Genomic DNA, 26,221 nt, shown 5'->3' with positions numbered 1-26,221 from the left:
TGTTCTTGTCATGCCCGCGCTGCGCCGTCTAGCGAACACGGGCGCGAAAAAGCCCACCCGGCCCTAAATGGTGAGTAGGGCCAGGCGGGTTGAGTAAAACGAAACGCAGATCCGCTGGGGTTGCCGGCCTGCTCAGCCGGCAGCGCGCTGCTTGCCGGCCAGGTCTGGCTTGGGCAAGCCGCCCCCCTGCAGGGCGACTTGTGCGCAGACCTTCTCGACGATGTAGGCGCCGATCGGGATGGCCGAGGTGGCGGCAGGCGATGGCGCATTGCAGACGTTCACGCTGCGCGCCGAATTGACGAAGAGGAAATCGTCGATGAGCTTGCCATCGCGTGACACCGCCTGTGCCCGGACACCCGCCGGGTAAGGTGTGAGGTCATCCTTGGTGATGCTCGGGCAGTACTTCTGCACCTGCTTGAGGTAGCCGCCCTTGAACAGCGAATTCTTCATCTCGATCAGGCCCGGGCGCAGGTTCTTGGCCAGCACCTTGAGGATGCCGGGAGTGGTCAGGGTCTGGAACATGTCCGCCACGCTGACGTCGGCCTTGCGGTAGCCTTCGCGCTTCATCGCCAGCACCGCGTTGGGGCCCACGGTCACGGTGCCGTCGATCATGCGCGTCAGGTGCACGCCCAGAAACGGCATGGACGGGTCCGGAATCGGGTAGATCAGGTGGTTGACGATCTGGTTGTGCTGCTTGGGCAGCAAGTAGTACTCGCCGCGGAACGGGCAGATCACAAAGTGGGTGCGGATGCCAAGCATGCTCACCACGCGGTCGGCCATCAGCCCCGAACAGGTGACCAGGAAGCGGCTGTGTACCTCGTCGCTGCGGGTACGCACGACCACTTCGCTGGCGCGCTCCTCGAGGCCGACCACTTCGGCGCTGTAGCGGATCTCGCCACCGGCACGCTGGAACTCACGGCCCATGGCCGCCGTCACCTCGGCGTAATTGACGATGCCGCTGGAGGGCACGAAGATCCCGCCCAGGCCGACGATATTGGGCTCGCGCTCTTGCAGCTCGTCGGCCGACAACCACTGGCGCTCCAGGCCATTGGCCGCGGTGCGTTCCCACAACGCCTTCATGCGTTGCATTTCCAGGTCGTTGGTGGCCACCAGCAACTTGCCGCATTCATCGAAGGCGATGCCGTGCTGGGTGCAGAAGGCCTTGGTTGCCTTGTTGCCTTCCAGGCAGAAGCGTGCCTTGAGGCTGCCGGGGGTGTAGTACACCCCGGCATGGATCACCCCGCTGTTGTGCCCGGTCTGGTGGCGCGCCGGGCCGGACTCCTTCTCCAGCAGGAGAATCTTGGCGTCCGGGTACACCTTGATCAGGTGCATGGCGGTGGACATGCCCACAATGCCACCGCCGATGATGATGAAATCGTACACAGTGTTACCTCCCGCGCCGTGTTTACTGGCCGCGTTGGTACAGCGGCTTGGGGAAGGCGACATAGCCGCGTTGGCGCATCAGCTCGCGGCGCAGGCCGTCGTGCGGTGTGAAGCGGTCGCGGCCGTGGAGCCAGAACAGATTATTGATCAAGACGAAGCTGCCCACCGCCACCGGCACGGACAGTTTCTTGTCGCTGCCCTCCAGCGATTCGGACAAGGCGTTCAACCAGACGCCTTCCTCGAAGTTTTCCGGCTGCACGAACTGGTCGATGTAGCGCATGGTCGGCCGGCCTTCAGCGTCGTTGTCAAATACCGAATGGAACACGTCCTCGGCCACGTTCTTGCTGGGCGGCGCGGTCCAGCGCATCTCGCGGCGCGCCAGCGGGTGGCGGAAGAACGCCTCGCACTGCTCCCAGTCGTCCAGGTGCAGCAGCAGCGAGTTGCCGCCTTCCATGTTCCTTTCGTCGATTTTCAGCATCAGCACGTAGTCGGTGATCTGATTCACGAAGGTGCCGTCGTTGTGCAGCTCCATGACGCGGTGCGGCTGGCGCAGGTAGCTGTCGGAGTTGTCGCTGTTCACCACCACGAAGCGGGCGTAGTACTGGCCGCTCATGGCGTCGTAGTTGGAGCGGCCGATCAGGTGCGCACAGGCGGTGGTGAACTTGACCATGTCCTCGGCCTGGCTCACGTCATCCAGCCCCAGCGGGGTGATCAGCATGCCGCCACTGGCGCGGTCGAGGATGGTGTTGAGCAGTACCGGGCGCAGCGTGCCCTGGCACAGCTCGTCGAGGATCTCGCCCACCCGAAAACGCAGAAACGACTTGTATTCCAGCGCCTGCACCGGCCACTGGGCCACAGCCTCGACGAACGCCTGCACGGTCTCGCGGGCAAAGGTCAGTTCAAGCAGACGAGGCGACTGCTTCGACGGGGCGATGGTGTAACCACGCGGTTCGAGCGGCAGCGGCAGCACAGGTTGGTTGATCTGCGTAAAAGCGTTCATGGCTAGGTCCTGGCAGAAAAAGGAGATAGCACGGTCCAGTCGTGATCTGGATCAGTGCGGGCGAAGCAAAAATATCGCCACCCGCTTAAAATGTCTACATTTTTATAAAACGAAGATAATCCGCCTGTATGTCCATTGTTTTTCGTCCGCCAGCGGTTTCGGTATGATCGGCAAAACGTTTTGAGGAACAGGACTTTGGAAGCGCTCGCTCCCCGACAAAACTCAGCATTCAGCGGGTATGAGAGGCTCAAGAAGGACATCATCCGCGGCGTGTTCAAGCCTGGGGAGAAGCTCTTGATGAGCACCCTCAAGGACCGCTACGAACTGGGAGTGGGGCCGCTGCGCGAGGCGCTTTCGCAGTTGGTGGCCGAGCACCTGGTGATTGTCATCAGCCAGAAAGGCTACCGTGTCGCGCCCATGTCACTGGCGGAGATGAACGACATCTACGATGCCCGCGCCAACCTGGAAGCCATGATCATCAGCCTGGCCATCGAACGCGGCGACGACGCTTGGGAAGCGTCGGTGCTGGCCTGTTCGCATACCCTGGCCAAAGTGGTGGAGGTGAAAACCCGCGAGCAACGGCTGGATGTGTGGGATGAACGGCACAAGGCGTTTCACACCGCCATCGCCTCGGGGTGCGGCTCCAAGCACCTGCTGCAGGCCCGCACCTACCTGTTCGACCAGGCTGAGCGTTACCGCCATTTGTGGCTGACGCAGACGGTGTTTTCCGAGCAGGCGCTTGAGCTCAAGCGCCAGGAGCATTCGGCGCTGGTCGAGGCGATCCTGGCCCGCGATGCCAAGCGCGCCAGCGCCATGATGCACTCGCACCTGATGACCCCGGTGCCGATCATTGCGCAGATCATGCACACCGAGGGCATCGGGCGGTCGTAGCGGCGGCCTTCAGGCCGCTGCCTGGCGCTGGGCCACAGGGTTCAGCGTTGGCGCTGAGATGTACATCGAACCAGGTAATGGTCGGCGTATCAGCTCGTCTTGTTTCGGCCAACCGAGAACTTCCCACCAAAAATCACGAGCAGGGTGCCGACTACCAGCAACGTATCCAACGTTTCTCTGAACACGAAAACACCGATCAACGAGGCAAATACCAACAACGCGTAATTGAATGGCTGCAGTGTCACGGCAGTCGTGAATTTCAATGCCTGTAGCAATAGCCCGTTGCGCACCCCTCCATTGAATGCCACATAACACAAGGCGAAGAGCAGGAAGACCCAGTAACGGACCATGACTAGTGTGGTGTTTCAGAAATAACGCTCATATTTTGGGCTAGACTTTTGAGCACTCAAAAGTACTGGAGCAACGATATGAAAACTGGCCGACCTGCTGTTCCCATTGAGTTGAGCGATGAAGAGCGCTCTGAGTTGCTTCGTCGCTCCCGGCAACGCAAGGGGCCTGCCGAATCACGAATTCGAGCCGAAATTATTTTGGCGTGCGCAAGCGGTGAGTCGGGTACTTCTATAGCCAACAGATTCGGTATTGGGGTACACACCGTTTCGCGTTGGCGAGTGCGGTTCAGCCGACTGCGGCTCGATGGCCTGAATGACGAACAGCGCTCAGGCCGGCCTCGCAGCATCACTGATGAGCAAGTGCAAGCTGTCGTGGATCAGGTGCTGAAGTCCAAGCCGAAAGATGCCAGCCATTGGAGTACTCGCTCAATGAGTCAGGCGACTGGCATCTCTCCTGCCAGCGTGATGCGGATATGGCACGCTTTCGGACTAGGCCCTGACGAAAAGTTTTGTGGGAGCGGCGGTGCGGCGATCCGACTTGTCCCGCGATGGAGTGCGAAGCGCTCCTGTACCCGATATCAAATGGTGTCAAAGAAGCCGCGAACTCAGGCTTTGCTGCCGCGTTGCGGCAGATCGCGGGGCAAGTCGGATCGCCGCACCGCCGCTCCCACAAAACTTTTCGTACAGAGCCAGTTGCGCGATAGGAAGGTCCTTGACCAGCACCTTGGTGATACCGTCCTGGGCTGCGAAGATGAACATTGAGAGCAGACAAAGGCAGAGGCCTATTCGCCTGCCACTGGTGTGGTTTGACACACTCGTTTGCTGAGTAACCGCGGTCATGCTTCGCTCCCCTGCCCTGTCAATCCGATGCCATCATGTTTTGAATTGCTTCAAGCGTGAGCGGACTCTGACGCGATCAGGTCACCCAGCGCAGCCTCAAGGGCAGCAAACTTGCCGCTCACCAGCCGCGCGAGGGGGCGACGCGGGATACCAGCACCGTAGCCGGTCAGTTCGGCAGCTGCGTACACAGACTGCACGTAATCACCCTGCCAGATCAGCGACATCACTGGCTCCAGCTTACGCCAGATCTCCCGGGCACCTACCCAGTCACCAGCCAGTGCGGCATTGACGAAGGCAACGCAGGTACGCGGCGCCATGTTGGCGCCACCCCAAATCAGTCCTGCGGCGCCCGCATACAAAGCGTAGGCAGCCAGGGGATCGGCGCCGTTCATGGTCGGCAGGCCCGTGCGCACCAGCGTTGCCTGGGCGATCAGGTCGCCACTGCTGTCCTTGACCGAAATGAAATTGGGGATTTCACTCAACTTGACGAACAGTTCAGGGCTCACTTCCACCCCGACCGCCTGCGGCACGTTGTAGCCAATGATGGGCAGGCCCGCCTGGGCAACGCTGCTATAGAAATCGATGATGCCCTGGTCGTCAGTCGGCCCCTCGAAAAATGGGGGTAACACCATTACCCCATCAGCACCGCAATCGGCGGCATGACGGGTGCGCTCCACCACTTCGTCAACCAGCAATGCAGAGGTCTGTACTATCACCTTGGCGCGACCATCAATGGCCTTGGCGCCGAAGGCTACGAGTTGCCTCGACTCTTCTCTGGTGAGGTACACATGCATGCCAGTGCCAGAGCTGAGCACAAAACTTTGTATGCCTGCGTGGAGGTAGCGCTCTATCAGATGTTCAAAACGGGCGAAGTCGATTTTGCCATCCGCGTCAAAGGGGGTGGTAATCGCCAAGTTGATACCGGGGAATGGAAATGCGGACATGCGCTACCTCTTGTAATTGTTAGCAGTGGGCAAATTCACACAACGTTGCGTGCAGTACCGAAACGTCTCTTGTATCAGGCACTCCGGACAGGATCAGGGATGAAGAATCGAGAGGGGCGTAGGGCCGGCCTTATCTATATCGCGGCATGGACAGACACGAGATTGATTCACACAGAAGCGGGTTCGACTCGCTCAAGGTCGCGCCGAACCCAATCAGGGCTTAACTCACGGACCGCAGTGCAATGGGGCCCTGCAGCCGCGTCAGCATGGTCTCGCAGTACCAGTCATCGAACTGGCAAACACCATTCTCGGCAATGTCGGAGAAGGGGCCAGGCTCGTACGTCGGCGAACTGACACCGGCATGGGTCCCCTCTACCAACTTGCGATCCTGATCATTGGTCGCGAGCCACACTTTGGTGAGCCGGTCTAGATCGTAATCAACGCCCTCCACGGCCGTTTTCGGCACCAGCCATTTGGTGGTGACCAAGGTTTCACCAGGGCCGATTGGCAGTACGCGGAAACTCAAGGCATGGTCGCCCAGGAAGTGGTTCCAGGTAGACGGATAATTGAAGTACAGCAGCGCGCCAATGTTCTCTTCGCCGCTCTGGTCCAGCCGGCCCGCAACGGCAGGCTTGCCATCCATGGTGTAGCTGACAGCACCCGCCGACAGCGGAATTCGTGTCATCCGGAAGCGGCCGTTCGGGTCCATAACCAATCGGCTAGGCATCCCCGCACGCTCACAACGATCCCAGTGCATAGCCAGTTCCGGGTCATCTTCCCCGCCGACGCCGGCTACCGAAAGATTTTCGACGAAGGAGTTCATCAACTCAGGGTGGGTACCATCGCAGTGGAAACACTCGCGGTTGTTTTCAAAGACGAGCTTCCAGTTGCCTTTTTCGATCAGGTTCGACTCGAATGCGACCTTGCAGTTATCCAGGAAGTGAGGGGCGATGAAAGGGCTTACCGAACTGCGGAAACTGTCAAAATCTGGCGCCGTTTCTGCGACGCACACGTAAATGTACGTGTGGACGATTTCACAGTGAACCGTCTTCAGGCCGTACTGAGTCTTGTCAAAATCGCTACCCATGTTACCTGCAAACAGCAGGCTGCCATCTAGCTCGAACGTCCACTTGTGGTAAGGGCAGACCATCTTGGCAACCTTGCCCTGAGCCTGCTCACAGACCTTTGCGCCGCGGTGACGACAGGCATTGTGGAAGGCACGAACCTTACCGTCCTTGCCCATTACCACGGCAACAGGATAGTCGCCAATCTGCAGGGTGAAATATTGACCCGGCTTCTCAATTTCAAAAGTATGGCCAGCGAATACCCAATCCGTGTGCCAGATATGTTCGAGATCGGCACGGTACACATCAGGGTCTATATAGAGTTCGCGGGGCAACGCATGGCGCGCTTTGCGCTTGTTAATCAGGCCAACAACGGACGCTTTGCTATTCATTATTATCCTCGCTTCATCAACCGCTCGGGCATGATAAACATGCCCTACTCATTATTCTTAGACTGCCATTCCGAAATGATCAGCTACCGGCCTCGGCGCTAACACCGTGAACACATAACAGCCATTGAACACGGCGTGCGGGCAATATTGACCCATGCTTGGATCAAGGCTAAGGCAGGTGCTGGAGTGCCGACAAACGACTTTTTCAACCCCGTATGGATAAGGGCAGGTTATGGGTCACTCGCTGGCCCAGACTGGGCGCTCAGACACTCCAGCGGGTGAATTTCGACAACACCCAGTCACGTACCCTGCGACACGCCTCGTCATAATCCGTGCCTTCGCGGCATGCCAGATAGTGCAGGCTATTGCGCAACGTGACCTGCTCACGCACCGGGCGCACCAAAACCCCTCTGTCCACCATCGCGCTCACCAGCTGATTCCAACCCAAGGCGACGCCTTGATGGGTAAGCACCATGTTGATGATCAGGTTGTAGTCGTTGGCATGAAACAAAGGCGGGCTTTCGGGCGGGCGCTCGTCGATATCAATGTTCTGAAACGCCAGCCACACACTCCAATCCACATGCTCGGAAACGCCCGACCTGCCGAAAGGACTGAGATCAAGCAATGAACTGTCGCGCAATCCTTCAAGCGTTGCGACCTCTGGATGTTGCGCCAGGAAGGCGGGCGAGCAGACGGGATAGATGATGTCATGGCAAAGCGGATAACTCTTGTAGCCTGAGCCCACCTTGGAGACTTTGGAAATAATGATGTCAGGCTCAACACCTGGTTCCATGTTGACGAAATTCTGGGTAGTGAACAGATTGAGTTCAATATCAGGATTATTGATTCGGAATTCGGGCAGATGGTGCGAAAGCCAGAACGCTGAAAAAGCGGGCGAACAGCAGATTGTAAGTACGTGTTTGTCGGTCGGCGTACTGCGGATTCTATCCGCAGCGTGCGCGATGTTGACGAATGACATCTGAGCGGCCTCGAAGAAAATCGAGCCTGCGGGCGTCAGCTCAACCGTTCTCCCTACCCGGACGAACAGTTGCGCCCCCAAGAATGTTTCGAGCTCACGAATCTGGCGACTGATGGCCGCTTGGGAAACGCACAGGGCTTCGGCGGCACGGGTAAAACTTTGGTATTTGGCGGCGGCGACAAATGCCTTGACTGCCCTCAAAGATGGCATACGCAGCAGCAAGGTGTCTGGGTCAACGTGCCGGCTCAACATAATAGCTCCCTTACGATCAGGTCCAAAGGCGGCCGAGGTTATCCCAGCCGCTGCTTGGATGACTACACGGCTGTCGCGATTGCACTGAAGCTGTCGCCCGCATCACCGTCTATAACCTTAAGTTATCCATGAAGGCGTGTAAATGTTGGTGGTACTACACCCGAGATGCTTATAGATTTTTAAAAAAGCCCGTTTCCAGGCACACAACAATAAAAACCAGGAAAGCCCCTCATGTGTAAAACACACGTTCCACACTGCCCTTCCATGCCACTACCGCGCGTTATCAGTTCGTCAACGATAACGTCAACGGCACAAAACCCTGGAGGGAAACGATGACTCACGCTGACGAAATCCTGTCCGTCAAAAACATTTATAAAGTTTTTGGTCCCCACGCGGACGTCGCAATGAACATGGTGCATGCGGGCGCCAGTAAACATGAGGTATTCGAAAAAACCGGCCAAGTAATCGGCGTTTTCGATGCCACATTCTCAGTTAAACGCGGCGAAATATTCGTCATCATGGGGCTGTCTGGCTCCGGCAAGTCCACGATGGTTCGATTGTTCAATCGTCTCATCGAGCCTACGTCGGGCAGCATCTACCTGAACGGCAAGGAAATTACTGGCCTCTCGGACAAAGCCCTGCTGGACGTACGCCGCAAGGAAATGGGCATGGTGTTTCAATCTTTCGCCCTCATGCCACACATGAGCGTGTTGGAGAACACAGCCTTTGGCCTGGAGATTTCCGGCATCAGCGAGACCGAGCGCAACAAACGTGCTCGTGAAGCCCTTTGCCAAGTTGGCCTTGCTGGCCACGAGCACAGTTACCCGCACCAGCTCTCCGGGGGCATGCAGCAACGCGTGGGCCTCGCGCGAGCATTGGCTAATGACCCAACGATTCTGCTGATGGATGAGGCATTTTCTGCTCTCGACCCGCTGATCCGCAGTGAAATGCAGGGTGAACTGATTCGTCTGCAGGCTGAGCAGAAACGCACGATCATCTTCATTTCCCATGACATTGAGGAAGCCATCCGCATCGGCCATCGCATCGCGATCATGGAGGGTGGCCGTGTCGTGCAGATAGGCACCCCGCAGGAGCTCATCAACCAGCCGGCGAATGACTACGTGCGCACCTTCTTCAAGGGCTTCGACAGCTCGCGGGTATTGAAAGCAGGCGATGTCGCACGTTTGGATCCGTCAGCAACCTGCCGTGCCAATGGCAACTTACCCACCTTCGCAGCGGGCATCGACTTCGGTTACCTGCTCGGCGATCACGGGCAACTGCTGGCGGTTGTCGATGCACACGATGACAGCGCGAGCGAGGCCATCCGGCACCACGCCCACGAGCAGCACCCCGTCTACCTTGACACCCCTTTGCATGAAGTACTGAACATTGCAGCCAGCCTGCCATACCCCGTGCCGGTACTCGACCACCACGGAGTCTTCAGGGGAACAGTGTCGAAAAACCAACTTCTGCAGACCTTGAGCCGCAATTAATTAGCCACGGTCCTGAACGTCAAATACCCACAGCCGGACTACCGCTGTCTGTGGCAACGATTCACGAGGAGTGTGCAGATGTCCGAGTTCAGTTTCCTAGACCCTTTTCAGTCGGTTGCTATCCCGCTTGGCGATTGGGTCACCCATACACTCAATTTCCTGGTGCATCACTTCCGCGATGTCTTCCGTGGTATCCGCTGGCCGATCGATCAGGTGTTGAACGGCATCGAGTTCATTCTGCAAAGCATTCCGCCCAGTATCGGCATCCTGTTGTCGTCGCTGCTGGGCTGGCAGCTGGCGGGCAAGCGCATGGCACTGTTGTGTTTCATCACGCTGACCTTGCTCGGGTTGATCGGTGTCTGGTCTGCTTCGATGACCACCCTGGCCCTGGTACTGACCTCGGTATTTTTCTGCGCGCTTATCGGCATTCCGTTAGGGATCCTGTGTGCTCGCAGCAACCGCCTGGAGCAAGTGACACGGCCATTACTCGATGCCATGCAAACACTTCCCGCGTTCGTGTACCTGGTACCCGTGGTCATGCTGTTCGGGATTGGCAACGTGCCCGGTGTACTGGTCACCATCGTGTTTGCTCTGCCGCCGCTGGTACGCCTGACCAACCTGGGTATCCGACAAGTGCCGGAAGACAAGATCGAAGCTGCCCGCGCTTTCGGTTGCACACCACGGCAGATGTTGACCCGGGTGCAGCTCCCCCTTGCGACCTCGACCATCATGGCAGGGCTCAATCAGACGCTGATGCTGTCGCTGTCGATGGTCGTCATCGCCTCGATGATTTCGGTCGGCGGCCTTGGGCAGATGGTACTGCGCGGCATTGGCCGCCTGGACATGGGGCTCGCCACGGTTGGCGGTGTCGGCTTGGTGTTGCTGGCAATTTTCCTTGACCGGCTAACCCAAGCCATGGGTGCGCGTACCGCTGCCGACCCTAGCCTGCGCTGGTATCACACTGGCCCGGTGGGCCTGATCACCCGCCTGTATGGTGCGGGCAGACCCGCAAGGCAGCCGCACTCAGCCTGACCGCCCAACAGGCCTGCATTCAAAACAATGACCAAAACAAGGTAAGCGACGATGTCTGAATTCAAACTTCTGCGCGCCCTCCTGCAAGGCGCGGGCGCCGTGTCACTTTCACTGGCAGCATTGTGCGCAAACGCGTCAGCAGACCAACCCGGTGAGGGCGTCAAGGTCACACCGATCTTCCCACCTATCGCAGAGGAACGTTTTCGCGGCGAGGTAGCCATGGCTGGCTTGAGGGCGCTCGGTTACAAGGTCGAGGAACCCAAGGAAACCGAGTACGGCGTGATGATGATGGCGCTGGCCAACGGTGACGCAGACTTCACCGTGCACCTGTGGGACAAGTTGCACGGCAAGTTCTACCAGCAGGCCGGTGGCGACGACGTGATGGTGAAAACAGGCGAAATCATGCCTGGGGTGCTTCAGGGCTACCTGATCGACAAAAAAACCGCCGATGCCCATAACATCAAGTACATCACAGACTTGAAAAACCCGGAGATCGCCAAGCTGTTCGACACCGATGGCGATGGCAAGGCAGACCTGACCGGCTGCAACCCGGGCTGGGGCTGCGAGCTGATCATTGATCATCAGATCAAAGCCTATGGCCTGAGCAAGACCGTACACGTCAACCAAGGCTCCTACTTCGCCCTGATGGCAGACACCATCACGCGTTATAAGGAAGGAAAGCCCATCCTCTACTTCACCTGGGTGCCGCAATGGATAGCCACCGTGCTGGTTGAGGACAAGGATGTGGTTTGGCTCGAGGTGCCGAAAACGGATCTGCCGGACGGCAACAACAATGTCGATACCACGTATAAAGGCAAAAACCTTGGCTTCGCGGTCGACAAGGTAGAAGCCGTGCTCAACAAGGACTTCGCCAAAGAGAACCCTGCAGCGCTGAAATTCCTGTCGCTCATGCAGATCAGCACCGCAGATGAGAGTGCGCAGAACCTCAAGATGCAACAGGGTGAGAAGAAACCTGCCGATGTTCAGCGCCATGCGCAGGAATGGGTCGCAGCGCACCGCCAGCAATTTGATGCATGGCTGCAGTCTGCCCGCGCCGCAGCCACGCAGGCGAGTAACTGAAACCGCAGAAGTGAAGCAGGTTGAACCTGCTTCACAGCCCTCACCGCTCGTCCCGGCCAGCCCTGCCGCGCGAATCTGCAAGCGGCACGCCCCCCGATCCGGCGTCAGGGAAATTCATCAGAACAATAAACACATAGCCTGGAGACCATGATGTCATCGCCTTTTTCCATTACCGCTGATGCGCGTCGTATCGATCCTGCCAGGCGCCGTGCTACAGCGCTCAAAGCAGATGGTTCGGTTGATGACAACGATCGGAGCGAGATCGGTCCGACACCCTTGGCCTTTGCCGAGTGGGAGCAACTTGGGTTGCAGCCCCCTCACCTACCGACCATGAGGGAGTACCGGTTGGCTCGCATTCGAGCACAACTGGTCGAGCGCGACCTGGCGGGTGTGTTGCTGTTCGATCCCCTTAATATCCGCTACGCCACTGACACCACCAACATGCAACTATGGACCACCCATAACCCAGCACGCGCGTGCTTCGTGGCGGCTAGCGGCCACGTGGTGCTATGGGACTTCCATGGCTGCGACCACCTCAGCGCACACCTTCCACTGGTCACGGAGCTGCGCAGCGGCGCATCGTTCTTCTACTTTGAAACCGGTGATCGTACCGAAGAGCACGCGCGTCGATTCGCCGCGCAGGTTGATGAGCTGCTGCGCGCGCACGCCGGCACCAATCGCCGTCTCGCCGTGGACCGAATAGAAGTTGCGGGCGTTCGCGCACTGGATGCATTGGGCGTACAGCTTTTCAATGGTCAAGAGGTGACCGAATTCGCCCGGCTGATCAAGGGGCCTGATGAAATCAAAGCCATGCGTTGCGCGGTAGCATCCTGCGAAGCAGCGGTGGCTGAAATGCAGCAAACCATGCGCGCAGGCCTCACCGAAAATGATATCTGGTCAGCGCTGCATGCAGGCAATATCCGCCGGGGTGGCGAATGGATAGAAACGCGCATTCTCAGTTCCGGCCCCCGCACCAACCCCTGGTTTCAGGAGTCTGGGCCGCGCGTCCTCAGCGATGGCGACTTGCTGTCGTTTGATACTGACCTGATCGGCGTTTATGGCATGTGCGTGGACATGTCTCGCAGTTGGATCTGTGGAGGCCGGGAGCCGACGGCCGAGCAAAAGCGCTTATACCGTATCGCGTACGAGCACATCATGCATAACACTGAGTTGGTCAAACCAGGCGTGCGTTTCACCGATCTCTCAGCGAGCGCCCACCGGCTGCCGGAGTCGTGTCGTGCTCAGCGCTATGGCGTGCTTTTTCATGGTGTTGGGCTCTGTGACGAGTATCCCAGCATTCGCTATCCAGAGGATGTCGAATCTTATGGTTACGAAGGGGAGCTGCAGCCCGGCATGGCATTGTGCGTAGAGGCCTACATCGGCGAGGTGGGGGGGCGTGATGGCATCAAGCTTGAGAACCAGTTGCTGGTCACCGAAACCGGGTATGAGCTACTTACGCACTACCCATTCGACGACAGCTTCCTGCGAGATTGAGTACCGTTAGAACTTTAAGCCGTCCAATGGATAACCATGAGTTATCCATTGGCGACCAGAAATGTTGCTGGACGTTAAGGGCGCTCAATAATAAATTTCAATGCATCTCTGCAGGCATCGACTTCGTGCACATAAAAACAATGTAAGCGCCTAGAGCGTAAATTGCTCACGGCCCAGCCTAGGCGGTAGCGTCATGAAAAGTTTATCCACCGGTTTCAGTGCAACCTTCGCAGATCGTAATCTGCAATATACCCGACCCGGCGGAACATCTCCGACCTTATCAAAAGTCGGCTTTCTACTTCTGGATAACTTTTCGCTGCCATGCTTTACCCAGGCGCTTGATGTTTTGGTGACCGCGAATGTCATCCGGCCCGGTTCCATCCGCATGCATACCTTTAGCCACAATCACGCGGAGGTCATGAGTGACCTTTCTATTCCTATAAGACCTGACACCCCACTTACTGATATCCGCCTTGCCGACCTTGACCTGATCATCATCTGCGGGGGGTTGAGATCACCCCGGACAGTCCCGGCTTGGATCAATACGTTGCTGCTCAAGCTCGCCAACCTTCCCATCACGCTGGGGGGGCTTTGGAATGGTGCCTGGTACCTGGGCAGAGCTGGCTTGCTGGACGGTTATCGTTGTGCCATTCATCCCGAACAGCGCCTCGCCCTGTCCGAAGGCTCACCGCATGCAAGCGTGACATTGGACAGTCTGGTGCTTGATCGGGACCGCGTCACTGCCGCGACCCCGGCCGGTGCCTTTCAGATGATGATCAAATGGTTGGAGAAATGCGCGGGCCGTACCCTTGCAGACGCCGTCATCGATTTACTTGATTACGATCAATCGCGAATCCGCAGTATAGAAACCACCCACACTAAAAAGCTGACTGGCCGCCTTCGCGAACTCGTCAAATTGATGGAGGCAAACCTGGAGGACCCTCTGGACCCTGTCCAACTTTCCCGCTGCGTCGGCCTTTCGCGGAGGCAGATGGAACGGCTCTTTCAAGGTCAGCTCTCAACAACGCCACAGAAATATTACCTGGAACTTAGAATTACCGAAGCAAGGCGCCTTATTCAGAATTCGAAGTCTTCCCTCATGGATGTGGCACTTGCCTGCGGCTTCGTGTCTTCCAGCCACTTCAGTAGAAATTACAGCCGATTATTTGGATACCCGCCCTCAAAAGAACTTCGCTATGAACTGTAGCGCCCGCTGTATCCCGCCAAGTCCATACAGCGAGAACCAGGACTCAACCCATGACAAAAATAACATCCCTGCCTGCTGACGATAACACCTGTGGCTGGTACCACTTGAGCAAGGGTCGGCAAGTAAAGCCGGGCCATCAAGGGCATACCCAAGCCCGGTGGGTAATCGTGGGCGCCGGTTACACCGGATTGGCCGCGGCTCGCCAACTGGCGTCGCATTTTCCAGACCAGCCGATCGTGCTCATCGAGGCACAGGAAGTCGGTTTTGGCACGTCCGGACGCAACGCAGGTTTCGCCATTGACCTGCCCCATGACATCGGCGCTGAAGACTATATAGGCGATATCGCAACTGCCAAGACCACCCTGAAGCTCAATCTCAGTGGTCAGTCTTACCTCAAGGCGTTGGTAGAACGCTTCAAGATCGATTGCCAGATGAAACACTGCGGCAAGTACCAGGCGGCGGTGGAAAAACGGGGGATAGCCGTACTCGACGCTTATCGAAATGGCCTCGACAAGTTGGGGCAACCCTACCAGATGATCGAAGCAGATGAGTTGCCTGAGCACATCGGAACTCGTTTTTACCGTAAGGCGTTGTTCACCCCCGGTACGTCACTGATCCAGCCGTCAGCGTTGGTCAAAGGGCTGGCCGACTCGCTTCCCGCCAATGTCACCCTTTATGAGAACACCCCAATCACCGACATCGAGTACGGTGAGAAGACCGTCCTCAAACATGCGCACGGGTCCATTACCGCAGACAAGCTGATCTTGGCCAACAACGCGTTCGGGATGAGTTTCGGTTTTCTCAAAGGTCGGATGCTACCGGTATTCACCTACGCCAGCCTCACGCGCCCCATGACTGAAGAAGAACAGCTACGCCTTGGCGGAAAACCCTACTGGGGGCTGATTCCGGCAGACCCGTTTGGTACCACGGTAAGGCGCACACCAGACAATCGAATTCTTATTCGCAACAGCTTCAGCTTCCACCCCAACGGGCGAAGTGACGCCAGATACCTGCATCGATTCGTCAACCGTCACAGGACCTCTTTCGAACGCCGTTTCCCGATGCTTCCCGGCCTCCCCTTCGAATATACCTGGGGTGGTGCGCTGGCCTTATCGCGCAACCACGAGGGCTATTTTGGTGAGCTGCGGCCCAATGTCTACGGGGCCTTGGGATGTAACGGGCTGGGTGTGACCCGCGGTACCGCGACTGGAAAGCTGATGGCTGACTGGCTGGCGGGCGAGCGCTCGGAGCTAATCGACTTCGTGCTCGGCTCTGCGGGGCCTTGTGCCAATCCGCCTCCAGCGCTGGTATCACTGGGGGTCAATCTGAACTTGAAATGGGGTCAGTACCGAGCAGGCCAGGAGAGCTGACCGCACCCGGACTGCCAGCTGTACATTCCAACAACAATAAAACTGCCATCGCTCATTGAGTTTTTGAGGAGGCCTCGACCGCACGACGGCAACGTTATGTGGATTCGCTCTGCCCTAACCAAAAAAGCAATATCAGGTACAAGAATGACAAGCCCGCATATTTCAGTTGAAGATGTTCCGCTCAATACGTTTCACAAACTACTCACCCTGCGCTCGGGTGGGGGATCGTTCGTTGATGGCTACGTCCTGAGCATTATTGGTGTGGCCCTTGCCTCTATTTCAGGATCCTTGGCACTGACCAGCTTTTGGCAGGGCATGATCGCCGCTTCGGCGCTGATCGGTATCTTCTTCGGTGGCTTCCTCGGCGGCTGGCTCACCGACCGGTTGGGCCGAAAGCGCTTGTTCTTCGTCGGCCCGATCCTGTTCGTAGTGGCTTCCGTTGCCCAGTACTGGGCAGATACAGCGTTGGCTATCTTCCTGCTGAGGTTAATGATCGGTATTGCCGTCGGTATCGAGTACCCGGTTGCCACCTCGCTGCTCGTCGAGTTCATGCCCAGGAAGTACCGTGGCCCTCGCCTGGCCATGCTGACGATCCTCTGGTTTGCAGGGGCTGCATGCGCATACATGGTGGGCGAAGTGATCTTGAGATTCGGTGGTGATGATGCCTGGCGCTGGGTGCTGGCGAGCTCGGCGATCATTGGCCTTGGTTTGTTCCTGGTACGGCTGGGCACGCCAGAATCACCCCGCTGGTTGTTGAGCAAAGGCCGGGGCGCAGAGGCCGAGGCCATCATCAAACAAGTCTATGGTGATGATTTCTCGCTGAAGAACCTGCCCGAACAGGATAGCCAGTACAAAGTTACCATCTGGAACCTGCTGTACGCCGGCTATGGCGCCAGGATGCTGTTCGTCATCGTTTTCTGGACCTGCTGCATCATTCCGCTTTTTGCTGTTTACGCCTTCGCGCCGAAGGTTCTGGGGGCGATGAATGTCAGCGGCGACAGCGCTTCGATCGGCTCCGTACTGATTACCTTGTTCTTCGTGGTTGGCTGCATCATCGCCACAAAGATCATCAACCGGATCGGCCGCCGAAGCATGCTCCTCTACAGCTTCCTGTTTTCAGGGCTAGCCTTGCTATGCCTGGGTGCCTTCCACGCCAGTGCCGGTATCTGGATCCTGCTGTTCTTTGCTGTCTATGCCTTGTTCATCGGCGGCGCACAAGTACTCACCCTGGTGTACCCCAACGAAATATTCCCGACTGAGATTCGCGCATTCGCAGTTGGCGTAGGTACATCGTTTTCGCGCATCGGAGCGGCAATCGGAACCTATCTGGTACCCATTTCACTCGACGTGCTCGGCATCGGCCAAACCATGTATGTGGCTGCAGCCATCACGTTGGTAGGGCTGCTGCTGTCCTGGATGCTGGCCCCGGAAACCCGTTCGCTCAACCTTCAGCAGGCAGCCTCTCTAGGTTGATCCAAACACCCCGCGCTGACCGGGTCAGCGCTGACTAACAGTGATAGTGACTGGAGCGATATCAATGAAATTCGAAGGCATCTACACCCCGGCAATCACTCCGCTGGCTGCGGACGGTTCGATCGACAAGGCGGCGTTCGCCGACGTGCTCGATTACCTGGTCGAATCGAAAATCCACGGCGTGATCATCGGTGGCTCCACCGGCGAGTACTACGCCCACACCGCGCAAGAGCGTATCGAACTGGCCGCCCAGGCCAAGGACGTGCTCAACGGCCGCCTGCCGCTGATCATCGGCACCGGCGCGATCCGCACCGAAGACTCGGTGGCGTTCGCCAAGCACGCCAAGGAAATCAAAGCCGATGCGCTGCTGGTGGGCACCCCGCCGTACGCGCTGCCGACCCAGCAGGAAATCGCCCTGCACGTCAAAGCGGTCGACGCTGCCGCCGGCCTGCCGATCATGCTCTACAACTACCCAGGCCGCATGAGCGTGAGCATGGGCGAAGCGTTCTTCGATGCGGTCGCCGATGTGAAAAACATCGTCGCCATCAAGGAAAGCTCTGGCGACATGGCCCAACTGCACCGCCTGGCCATCCAGCGCCCGAATATCCAGCTGTCGTGCGGCTGGGACGACCAGGCCCTGGAGTTCTTCGCCTGGGGCGCCCAAAGCTGGGTGTGCGCCGGCTCCAACTTCATCCCGCGGGAGCACGTGGCCCTGTTCGAGGCCTGCGTGGTCGAGAAAGACTTCGACAAAGGCCGCCGCATCATGAGCGCCATGATGCCGCTGATGGACTTCCTGGAAGGTGGCAAGTTCGTCCAGTCGATCAAGTACGGCGTGGCCCTGAACGGCCTGAGCACCGGTGGCGTGCGCAAGCCGCTGTCCGAGCTGGACGCTGCCGAGAAGCAGGCACTCGAGCGCGTGGTCACTGAACTCAAGCGCAACATCGCCCAGATCACCGGAGGTGCCTGAAAATGGCTGAATTACTGAGCAAGGCACAGTACGCGGCCATCGCCGCCGACCTGCAACTGCGTACCCAGGCGTTCATCGACGGTGAATTCCGCGATGCTGTCTCGGGCCGCACCTTCGTCACCACCAACCCGGCCACCGGCAAGCAACTGGCCGAAGTCGCCGCTTGCGACGTGCAGGATGTCGACCTTGCCGTGGCAGCAGCCAAGCGCGTGTTCGAAGACGGTTCGTGGTCCAAGCTGCAACCGGGTGAGCGCAAGCACATCCTGCTGAAGTTCGCCCAGTTGCTGGAAGACCACAGCCATGAGCTGGCGGTACTGGAAGCGTTGGACAGCGGCAAGCCGGTCAGTGAATGCCAGAACGTCGACGTGCCGGAAACCATCCACACCATCCGCTGGCACGCCGAGCTGATCGACAAGATCTACGACAGCACCGCGCCGACCGGCAACGCTGCCGTGACCATGGTGGTGCGTGAAGCCATCGGTGTGGTCGGCCTGGTGCTGCCCTGGAACTTCCCGCTGCTGATGCTGGCCTGGAAGATCGCCCCGTCGCTGGCCGCCGGGTGCTCGATCGTGGTCAAGCCCGCCAAGGAAACCACCCTCAGCGCCCTGCGCGTGGCCGAACTGGCCCACCAGGCTGGCGTACCGGCGGGTGTGTTCAACCTGGTGCCTGGCGGTGGCCGTGAAGTGGGCGAAGCCATCGGCCGCCACATGGACATCCCGATGGTCAGCTTCACCGGCTCCACCGACACCGGCCGCCTGTTCCTGAAATACGCCGCCGAGTCCAACCTCAAGCGCATTGTCCTGGAGCTGGGGGGCAAGAACCCGGCCGTGGTCATGAATGACTGCGAAGACCTGGACGAAGTGGCCCAGTTCATCACCGCCGGTGCGTTCTGGAACATGGGCGAGAATTGCTCGGCCTCTTCGCGCCTGATCGTGCACAAGGACGTCAAGGACGAGCTGCTGACCCTGATTGGCAAGCACTTGAAGGACTGGAAGCTGGGCGACCCGCTCGACCCGGAAAACCGCCTGGGCGCGATGGTCAGCAAATCGCACTTCGAGAAGGTGAAGTCTTACCTGGAATATGCCGCCGAGCAGAAGCTCAACGTGGTGCAGGGCGGTGAGACCGAGGAAGGCGTGTTCGTGCAGCCGACCATCGTCGACGGGGTTACGCCTGATAACCGGTTGTTCGTCGAGGAAATCTTCGGCCCAGTGTTGAGCGTAACGTTGTTCGAGACCATTGACGAAGCGATCGAGCTGGCCAACGACACCGTCTACGGCCTGGCCGCTTCGGCCTACACCGGCAGCCTGCGCAATGCCTTGCGCCTGTCGCGGGAAATCCGCGCGGGGGTGGTGACGGTGAACTGCTTTGGCGAGGGCGATGCGTCGACGCCGTTCGGTGGCTACAAAGAGTCCGGCTTTGGTGGGCGTGACAAGTCCATCTGGGCCCATGACCAGTACACGGAGTTGAAGACCATCTGGATCAACGCTGCGTGAGCTGGTCGCGGCTTCAGGCCGCTGTCTGGCGCTGGGCCACATGGTGCCGGAGCTTGTCGAACACCCAGTTGTACACCACGGTGTAGGGCAGGATGATCACAAAGAAGCCCAGCTCGACCATGAACGCCTGCAGCAGCGAAATATCCAGCATCCAGGCCGCCACAGGCAGGCACCACACCACCAACCCCGCCTCGAAGCCCAGGCCATGCACCACGCGCGCCCGGGCTTTCCAGTGAACCCGCTCGGTCTGCACAAAGCGGTCGACCACTGCGTTGTAGACCATGTTCCACACCATGGCGATTACCGACAAGGTGACCGCCAGTGTGCCCGCGGTGGCCAAAGACTTACCCAGCACCCAGGACAACAGCGGTGCGCACAGCAGCACGGCGAACACTTCATAACCCACCGCATGGACCATACGCTCGGTGAAAGAGACCTTTTTCATTACTAATTCCATCGATTGCTTAAGACGTGCTTTCTATTTTCTTTGATAGAACAGATACTCGCGACATAGCACCCATCGATTTTATCAATACCTATGCGCTACTCACCGGAAGCCCTGCTTGCCTTTGTGGAAGCTGCCTCACTCGGCTCGTTTTCTGCGGCGGCGCGCAAACTCAAGAAAAGCCAGTCCACCGTCAGCATCGCCATTGCCAATTTCGAGGCCGATATCGGCTGCACTCTGTTCGACCGAGGAGGCCGCCACCCCACGCTCAATGCCGCAGGCCGACAGGTGTTGCCGCACGTCGAAGCGATCCTCGATGCCAGCGCCGGGCTCGACGCCCTGGCGCTGAGGTTGGGCGAGCATGTTGAAGCGCTGGTCTCGGTGGTGATGTCGGACAGCTACAGCGTCACGTTCCAAAGTGCGGTCATGGCCGGCTTCGCCGACCGCTACCCGCACACCGAACTGCGCTGCGGCCCGTCTGAAGACGCTGATGTGATCGAGCTGGTGCAACTGGACATGGCCCAGATCGGCATACTGGCCGCACAGCCCCACTACCCTGCCGACGTCGCCGTGGCGCGCCTGCCTGAACAGGCGGAGTTTTGCGTGTATGTCAGCGCCGACCACCCGCTGGCGGCACTGCGCACGGTGCAGCGCCAGCAGCTGGAGAGCGTGCGCCAGCTGTACATCAAGACGTACGCCCCCAGCTTGCATCACGACCGCGGCCAAGCCTGGTCGGCACCGGATTACCTGACCTTGCTGGAGTTCGCCGACCGTGGTTTTGGCTGGGCAGAACTGCCCAAAGCGCTGGTCACCCGCTTTGGCAGCGGCCTGGTGCAATTGCAGGTGGCCGGTTACCCGCGGCGGGTCGACATGGATATCGCCTGGTCACGCCGCCGCGCCCTCGGCCCGGCCGGGCAGTGGCTGGTACAGCAGTTGCTGGGCCGATAGGCCGCCGCCACAGAACCCCAGCGGAATAATTGCCCGACCCCGTGCACCCACGCGCAACAAGCAGTACACCCACCGACAAGTCAGCCGTCCCCCTCCCCCCGTAGCCTGTCACCACGCGCCGAGCTCTGCGGCACGCACCCAAAGCACAACAAGAAACGTTGGTGACCCATGAAAACAGTAGATCCGATCACCCTTGCGGTTGTCCGGGGTGCGCTGGAGACAGCGCAGCGGGAAATGACCTTGACCCTGGAAAAGACTGGCCGCTCCAGTGTGTTCAACCTGGCCCACGACTACTCGAACTCGCTGTTCGACCACCTCCCCGAAATGATCCTGCAAGGCCAGGACATCCCCATCCATCTGGGTTCGCTGATCCCCGCGATGAAGTGCGTGGCCGAATTCTTCGGTGACGACATCGCCGAAGGTGACGTGATCTACCACAACGACCCGGCGTACAAGGGCAGCCACATCCTCGACTGCTGCATGTACAAGCCGGTGTACTACCAGGGCGAGCTGGTGTTCTGGACCGTGTGCAAGGGCCACCTGACCGACATCGGTGGGCCGGTACCCGCTGGCTACAACCCGGACGCCAAAGAGATCTACGCCGAGGGCCTGCGCATCCCGCCCGTCAAACTGTGGGAAAAGGGCAAGCGCCGGGAAGACGTGATCAACTTCATGCTCACCAACATGCGCGCCCGCCCGTACCAGGAAGGCGACCTCAATGCCCAGTACGGGGCCTGCAAAGTCGGTGAACGGCACTTGCTCGACTTGCTCGACAAGTACGGCGTCGAGCAAGTACGCGCCTGCATCGCCGAGCTGAAGAACATGGCCGACCGCCACATGCGCGCCCTGCTGCGCGACGTGCCGGACGGCCAGTACAGCGGCACCGCCGTGCTCGAAGACTCCGGCCACGGCCTGGGCGAGCTGGCCATCACCGCCCATGTCGAGATCCGTGGCGACCAAGCCCACGTGCGTATCGAAAGCCCACCGCAGGTGCCTTACTTCATCAACTCCTACGAGGGCAACTCGGTTTCCGGCGTGTACCTTGGGCTGATGATGTTCGCCCAGGTCGCACCGCCCTACAACGAGGGCCTGTATCGCTGCGTCACGGTCGATGTCGGCGCCAAGGGCACCCTGTGCAACGCCCAGGAGCCGGCACCGCACGTCAACTGCACCACCACCCCGATGGAAACCCTGGCCGATGCCGTGCGCACGGCGCTGGAGCAAGCCTCGCCGCAGCGGGTCACCGCCTCGTGGGGCCATACCAGCGGCATCAACATTGCCGGCCACGACCCGCGCCATGGCAACAGCGAGTACGTCACCATGGTACTGGCCTCGATCATTGCCGGCGCCGGCGCCAACAAAGTCATGGATGGCTGGCACGCATGCGGGCCGTTGTGCTGCTTTGGCGCGCTGATGAGCGGCGACATCGAGTTGCTCGAGCACGCCTACCCGGTGCTTATCCACCGCTACAGCCTGATGGCCGACAGTGGCGGTGCCGGTGAGTTTCGCGGCGGTTCCGGCACCCGCCTGGAGATCGAACCGCTGCAACACGCGATGACCGTGGTCGGCTTCGGCGAAGGCCGCCAACTGCCCACGGCCGGCGCAGCCGGAGCACGCAATGGCCTGCTCGCACCCAAGCTCGGCCGGTTGATCCACCAGCACGCTGATGGCACGCAAGACCACTACACCCAGAACCCCATGCTCACCCTGCAGCCCGGCGAGCGGATCATCAACATCAACCCTGGCGGTGGTGGCTACGGCGACCCGTTGCGCCGCCCGGTAGCTGCCGTGCTGCAAGACCTGCGCAACGGCCTGGTGTCGCCACAGGGCGCAGCCCTGGACTACGCAGTGATCGTCGATGCCGACGGCCAGCTCGACGAAACCGCCACCCGCCTTGCCCGCGACCTGCACTGACCGGAGACCCATCATGCGCAATCAATATCGCCTGGGCATCGACGCCGGCGGCACCTTTACCGACTTCATCCTGGCTGACCGCGACGGTGGCGTGCAGCTGTTCAAAGCCCCATCCACGCCGCAGGATGGCACCCTGGCCATTCGCGCCGGCCTGGCGCAGATCGCCGACGCCACCGGCCGCACGCCGGCCGAGATCATCGCCAACTGCGACCTGTGCATCAACGGCACCACGGTCGCCCTCAACGCCCTGATCGAGCGCACCGGGGTCAAGGTCGGCCTGCTGTGCACCGAGGGCCACGAAGACAGCCTGGAGATCCGCCTCGGCCACAAGGAAGAGGGCCACCGCTATGACGCCCACTACCCGCCGGCGCACATGCTTGCCCCGCGTCACCTGCGCCGTCCCATCGGCGGCCGGATCCTCGGTGATGGCCGCGAACACACCCCGCTGGACGAACGCGCGGTACACGAGGCCATCGATTACTTGCGTGCCGAAGGCGTGCAAGCGGTGGCCATCTCCTTCCTCTGGTCGGTGCGCAACCCCAGCCATGAGCAGCGCGCCGCCGAGCTGGTACGGGCGGCGCTGCCCGGGGTGTTCGTCTGCACAGGCGTTGAAGTGTTCCCGCAAATCCGCGAATACACCCGTACCTCCACCACCGTGGTCAACGCCTACCTGAGCCCGGTGATGGCGCGTTACGTGGCACGCATCGACAGCCTGTTCGAGGAACTGGGCGCGCAGCAACCGGTACGCTACTTCCAGTCCAACGGCGGCCTGGCACCCGGCCACCTAATGCGTGAGCGTGCGGTCAACGCGATCAACTCGGGGCCTGCCTCGGCGCCCCAGGCCGGGCTCGCGGTAGCGCGCCCGTTCGGCATCGACAACGTCATCACCGTGGACATGGGGGGCACCTCGTTCGACATTACCCTGACCAACGCCGGGCGCACCAATTTCAGCAAGGATGTGGACTTTCTACGCCAGCGTATCGGCGTGCCGATGATCCAGGTGGAAACCCTGGGCGCCGGCGGTGGCTCCATCGCCCACCTCGACGAATTCGGCATGCTCCAGGTCGGCCCACGCAGCGCTGGCGCCACGCCCGGCCCGGTGTGCTATGGCAAAGGCGGCACTGAACCCACCGTCACCGATGCCAACCTGGCCCTGGGTTACCTGCCCGACGGCGCATTGCTCGGTGGCAGCATTCGCTTGAACCGCCAGGCGGCGCTGGACGCCATCCGCATCAAGGTCGCCGAGCCGCTGGGCATCAGCGTGGAACGCGCCGCGTTTGGCATTACCACCCTGGTCAACCTGAACATGGTCAACGGTATCCGCCGGGTGTCCATCGAACGCGGCCACGACCCTCGCGACTTCGCCCTGATCGGGGCGGGCGGCGCGGCGGGCATGCACGTGGTGCGCCTGGCCGAAGAAATCGGCATGCACACCGTGCTGATCCCCAAGGTGGCCTCAGGGCTGTGCGCCTTCGGCCAGATCCTCTCGGATGTGCGTTATGACCAGCTGACCAGCCTGTCGATGCGCCTGGACGCGCAGGACGCTGACCTGGCGCAGCTCAACCATGCCCTCGCCGAGCTGCGCCAGCAAGGCCTGGCGAACCTGCGCGAAGACGGTTTCGGCGACCAGGCCAGCAGTTGCCACTACACCCTGGAAATGCGCTACCGAGGGCAGATCCACGAATGCAGCGTGCAGCTGGAACGCCACGCCCTGGACAGCAACGGGCTGGCAGCGCTGATCGAGGCTTTCCACGTACGCCACCAGACGCTCTATTCGTACAGCGAGCCAGAGAGCCCGGTAGAGCTGGTCAACCTGGAGTGCTCGGTCATCGGTCACCTGCCCCGCCCGCCACAGCCAACGCTGCAAGGGCCGGCCCAGCCACCGGCCGCAGCCCCGGACAGCGAGCGCCCGATGCTGTTCAGTGCCGATGGTGAGTGGCAACGCACGCCGGTGTTCAACGGTAACCGCCTGCTGCCTGGGCAGACCGTGCAGGGACCCTGTGTGATCGAGGAGGACACCACCAACATCGTCGTGCCGCCAGGCTGGCAAGCCTGCCTGGAGCCGTCTGCCACCTACCGGGTGACACGCGGCGCTTGATCTGAAGGTCGGCACGCGCCGATCATGGGCGTGATACCTGCCCGGCCGCTTTGCGCAGCCGGGCTTTTTTGCACAATAACAAGAGCTGCTTGAGTAGCTTGCCTGCAGTTCCTTTTTTCAATGCTGCCCTCTTTGAAAAAGGACCCACCATGCCCACAGAACTCTCGACCCACGGCTGGGCGCAGCCCGAACGCCAGGCACGCTGGGCCGAAGCGATCAGTGATACGTACTTCCCGTTGAGCCTGGAATTTGCCGCCGAACAGCCATTCGACGGCCACTTGCAGCGCTGGAGCACGCCCACCACCCCGCTCAGCCTGTCACGCCTGCGCTCCAGCCAGCTCGGCTATTCACGCAACAAGGCGCACATCGGCCAGGACTCTGACGCGTTCTACCTGGTTACCGTCCCTAGCCGCAGCGAGGTGCATTTCGAGCAGGATGGCCACCAACTGAGCTGCCGCCCTGGCGGTTTTATCGTCGAGCGCGGCGACGCCCCTTACCGCTTCCACTACCGCGCGGACAATGACCTGTGGGTACTGAAGCTGCCGGAGCGTGCGCTGAAGGCGAACCTGCTCGGGCACAGGCGCTACACCCGCCACTGCTTCGACGCCAGCCAAGGTTTGGGGCGCATCTTCGTCGAGCAGCTGGACCTCTGCGCGCGCCACTTCGACGCCAGCCCCGCAGCGGCACGCCACCTGCTGCTGGAGCAAGCAAGTGCGACTCTGCTGCTGGCCCTGCAACAGGATGAGCGCGTGCTGGGCAGCGAAGGCTCCAACCTCAGCACGCTGCACCTGACCCGGGTCGAGCGTTATGTACTGCAAAACCTCGGCGACCCCGACCTGTCACCGCAAGCCATCGCCAATGCCTGCGGCCTGTCACTGCGCTACCTGCACAAGCTATTCTCGATCACGCCCTACACCCTCGGCGAATGGGTGCGCCAACAGCGCCTGGAGGCGGTGTATCAGCAACTGCGCGACCCGCACTGCCACCAGGCGATCGGCGAGCTGGCGTTTCGCTGGGGCTTCACCGACCAGGCCCAGTTCACCCGCGCCTTTCGCCAACGCTATGGCTGTACCGCACGCGAGGTGCGCGCGGTGCGCACGCACTGAATGCAG

Annotated in this window: 21 protein-coding genes and 1 pseudogene; 15 read left to right on the top strand and 7 right to left on the bottom strand. The window is 60.0% G+C overall.

The window, feature by feature from the left end; translation table 11 throughout:
- Positions 1 to 132 precede the first annotated feature (132 nt).
- Complete coding sequence (gene lhgO / locus LJX93_RS12015) at positions 133 to 1,383, bottom strand: L-2-hydroxyglutarate oxidase (RefSeq protein WP_033697527.1); 1,251 nt, start codon at positions 1,381 to 1,383, stop codon at positions 133 to 135.
- A 22-nt stretch (positions 1,384 to 1,405) separates the two neighbouring features.
- Entirely contained in the window at positions 1,406 to 2,383 is a 978-nt protein-coding gene (gene glaH, locus LJX93_RS12010) for a glutarate dioxygenase GlaH (protein WP_033697526.1), read from the bottom strand.
- Between the two features lie 195 nt (positions 2,384 to 2,578).
- On the opposite strand from glaH, the gene csiR reads away from it, so the two are divergent.
- Positions 2,579 to 3,274: a DNA-binding transcriptional regulator CsiR gene (gene csiR / locus LJX93_RS12005; RefSeq protein ID WP_047583363.1), complete on the top strand. Its 696-nt coding sequence runs from the start codon at positions 2,579 to 2,581 to the stop codon at positions 3,272 to 3,274.
- 89 nt (positions 3,275 to 3,363) lie between these two features.
- On the opposite strand, the gene LJX93_RS12000 is transcribed toward csiR, so the two are convergent.
- A complete protein-coding gene (locus LJX93_RS12000) occupies positions 3,364 to 3,624 on the bottom strand; it encodes an EamA family transporter (protein ID WP_033697522.1) in 261 nt (86 codons plus the stop codon).
- A gap of 78 nt (positions 3,625 to 3,702) precedes the next feature.
- Here LJX93_RS12000 and LJX93_RS11995 point away from each other — a divergent pair.
- Positions 3,703 to 4,122 (top strand): annotated as a pseudogene (locus LJX93_RS11995) (helix-turn-helix domain-containing protein); the annotation flags it as partial.
- Between the two features lie 392 nt (positions 4,123 to 4,514).
- Here LJX93_RS11995 and LJX93_RS11990 read toward each other — a convergent pair.
- From LJX93_RS11990 to LJX93_RS11980, 3 genes are all read right to left on the bottom strand, one after another.
- Positions 4,515 to 5,378, bottom strand: a complete 864-nt coding sequence (locus LJX93_RS11990; protein WP_236643932.1) for a dihydrodipicolinate synthase family protein — start codon at positions 5,376 to 5,378, stop codon at positions 4,515 to 4,517.
- Between the two features lie 250 nt (positions 5,379 to 5,628).
- Positions 5,629 to 6,864 carry an aromatic ring-hydroxylating oxygenase subunit alpha gene (locus tag LJX93_RS11985; RefSeq protein WP_033697520.1) on the bottom strand — a complete coding sequence of 412 codons (1,236 nt, stop codon included), beginning with the start codon at positions 6,862 to 6,864 and terminating at the stop codon, positions 5,629 to 5,631.
- A gap of 262 nt (positions 6,865 to 7,126) precedes the next feature.
- The gene (locus LJX93_RS11980) at positions 7,127 to 8,092 is read right to left on the bottom strand and encodes a LysR family transcriptional regulator (RefSeq protein ID WP_033700014.1); all 966 of its coding nucleotides are present in this window, start codon (positions 8,090 to 8,092) and stop codon (positions 7,127 to 7,129) included.
- 335 nt (positions 8,093 to 8,427) lie between these two features.
- Between LJX93_RS11980 and LJX93_RS11975 the strand changes: the two genes are divergently transcribed.
- The 9 genes from LJX93_RS11975 to LJX93_RS11935 all read left to right on the top strand — a co-directional run bounded on the left by LJX93_RS11975 (position 8,428) and on the right by LJX93_RS11935 (position 19,704).
- Positions 8,428 to 9,588, top strand: coding sequence for a quaternary amine ABC transporter ATP-binding protein (locus LJX93_RS11975; RefSeq protein ID WP_033697519.1), 1,161 nt, complete (start codon positions 8,428 to 8,430; stop codon positions 9,586 to 9,588).
- Positions 9,589 to 9,666: 78 nt separating this feature from the next.
- A complete protein-coding gene (proW, locus tag LJX93_RS11970; RefSeq protein ID WP_047583982.1) occupies positions 9,667 to 10,620 on the top strand; it encodes a glycine betaine/L-proline ABC transporter permease ProW in 954 nt (317 codons plus the stop codon).
- Between the two features lie 51 nt (positions 10,621 to 10,671).
- On the top strand, positions 10,672 to 11,700 hold the full coding sequence (gene proX / locus LJX93_RS11965; RefSeq protein WP_227697224.1) for a glycine betaine/L-proline ABC transporter substrate-binding protein ProX: 1,029 nt from the start codon (positions 10,672 to 10,674) through the stop codon (positions 11,698 to 11,700).
- Between the two features lie 150 nt (positions 11,701 to 11,850).
- Positions 11,851 to 13,194, top strand: a complete 1,344-nt coding sequence (gene dddP / locus LJX93_RS11960; protein ID WP_047583983.1) for a dimethylsulfonioproprionate lyase DddP — start codon at positions 11,851 to 11,853, stop codon at positions 13,192 to 13,194.
- A 193-nt stretch (positions 13,195 to 13,387) separates the two neighbouring features.
- Positions 13,388 to 14,401 (top strand): GlxA family transcriptional regulator, encoded by a 1,014-nt coding sequence (locus LJX93_RS11955; protein WP_033697514.1) that lies wholly within the window; start codon positions 13,388 to 13,390, stop codon positions 14,399 to 14,401.
- Positions 14,402 to 14,451: 50 nt separating this feature from the next.
- The gene (locus LJX93_RS11950; protein WP_033697513.1) at positions 14,452 to 15,771 is read left to right on the top strand and encodes an NAD(P)/FAD-dependent oxidoreductase; all 1,320 of its coding nucleotides are present in this window, start codon (positions 14,452 to 14,454) and stop codon (positions 15,769 to 15,771) included.
- Positions 15,772 to 15,915: 144 nt separating this feature from the next.
- Positions 15,916 to 17,244: an MFS transporter gene (locus LJX93_RS11945; protein ID WP_033697512.1), complete on the top strand. Its 1,329-nt coding sequence runs from the start codon at positions 15,916 to 15,918 to the stop codon at positions 17,242 to 17,244.
- A gap of 64 nt (positions 17,245 to 17,308) precedes the next feature.
- Positions 17,309 to 18,211: a dihydrodipicolinate synthase family protein gene (locus tag LJX93_RS11940; protein WP_033697511.1), complete on the top strand. Its 903-nt coding sequence runs from the start codon at positions 17,309 to 17,311 to the stop codon at positions 18,209 to 18,211.
- A 2-nt stretch (positions 18,212 to 18,213) separates the two neighbouring features.
- A complete protein-coding gene (locus LJX93_RS11935; protein WP_227697223.1) occupies positions 18,214 to 19,704 on the top strand; it encodes an aldehyde dehydrogenase in 1,491 nt (496 codons plus the stop codon).
- Positions 19,705 to 19,717: 13 nt separating this feature from the next.
- Here the strand turns inward: LJX93_RS11935 and LJX93_RS11930 are convergent, their stop codons facing one another.
- Positions 19,718 to 20,149 carry a multidrug/biocide efflux PACE transporter gene (locus tag LJX93_RS11930; protein WP_033697509.1) on the bottom strand — a complete coding sequence of 144 codons (432 nt, stop codon included), beginning with the start codon at positions 20,147 to 20,149 and terminating at the stop codon, positions 19,718 to 19,720.
- 93 nt (positions 20,150 to 20,242) lie between these two features.
- Between LJX93_RS11930 and LJX93_RS11925 the strand changes: the two genes are divergently transcribed.
- From LJX93_RS11925 to LJX93_RS11910, 4 genes are all read left to right on the top strand, one after another.
- Positions 20,243 to 21,097 (top strand): LysR family transcriptional regulator, encoded by an 855-nt coding sequence (locus LJX93_RS11925; RefSeq protein WP_033697508.1) that lies wholly within the window; start codon positions 20,243 to 20,245, stop codon positions 21,095 to 21,097.
- Between the two features lie 234 nt (positions 21,098 to 21,331).
- A complete protein-coding gene (locus tag LJX93_RS11920; RefSeq protein ID WP_241380952.1) occupies positions 21,332 to 23,011 on the top strand; it encodes a hydantoinase B/oxoprolinase family protein in 1,680 nt (559 codons plus the stop codon).
- A 13-nt stretch (positions 23,012 to 23,024) separates the two neighbouring features.
- A complete protein-coding gene (locus LJX93_RS11915; RefSeq protein ID WP_156311544.1) occupies positions 23,025 to 25,109 on the top strand; it encodes a hydantoinase/oxoprolinase family protein in 2,085 nt (694 codons plus the stop codon).
- A gap of 149 nt (positions 25,110 to 25,258) precedes the next feature.
- Positions 25,259 to 26,215 (top strand): helix-turn-helix domain-containing protein, encoded by a 957-nt coding sequence (locus tag LJX93_RS11910; RefSeq protein WP_095065150.1) that lies wholly within the window; start codon positions 25,259 to 25,261, stop codon positions 26,213 to 26,215.
- Positions 26,216 to 26,221 lie beyond the last annotated feature (6 nt).

Origin of the sequence: Pseudomonas sp. HN2-3, from assembly GCF_020691745.1 — a bacterium.
Taxonomy (GTDB): Bacteria; Pseudomonadota; Gammaproteobacteria; order Pseudomonadales; family Pseudomonadaceae; genus Aquipseudomonas; species Aquipseudomonas capeferrum.
Note: the sequence above shows the minus strand (reverse complement) of the source record. Positions and strands in the feature narration are given on the sequence as shown.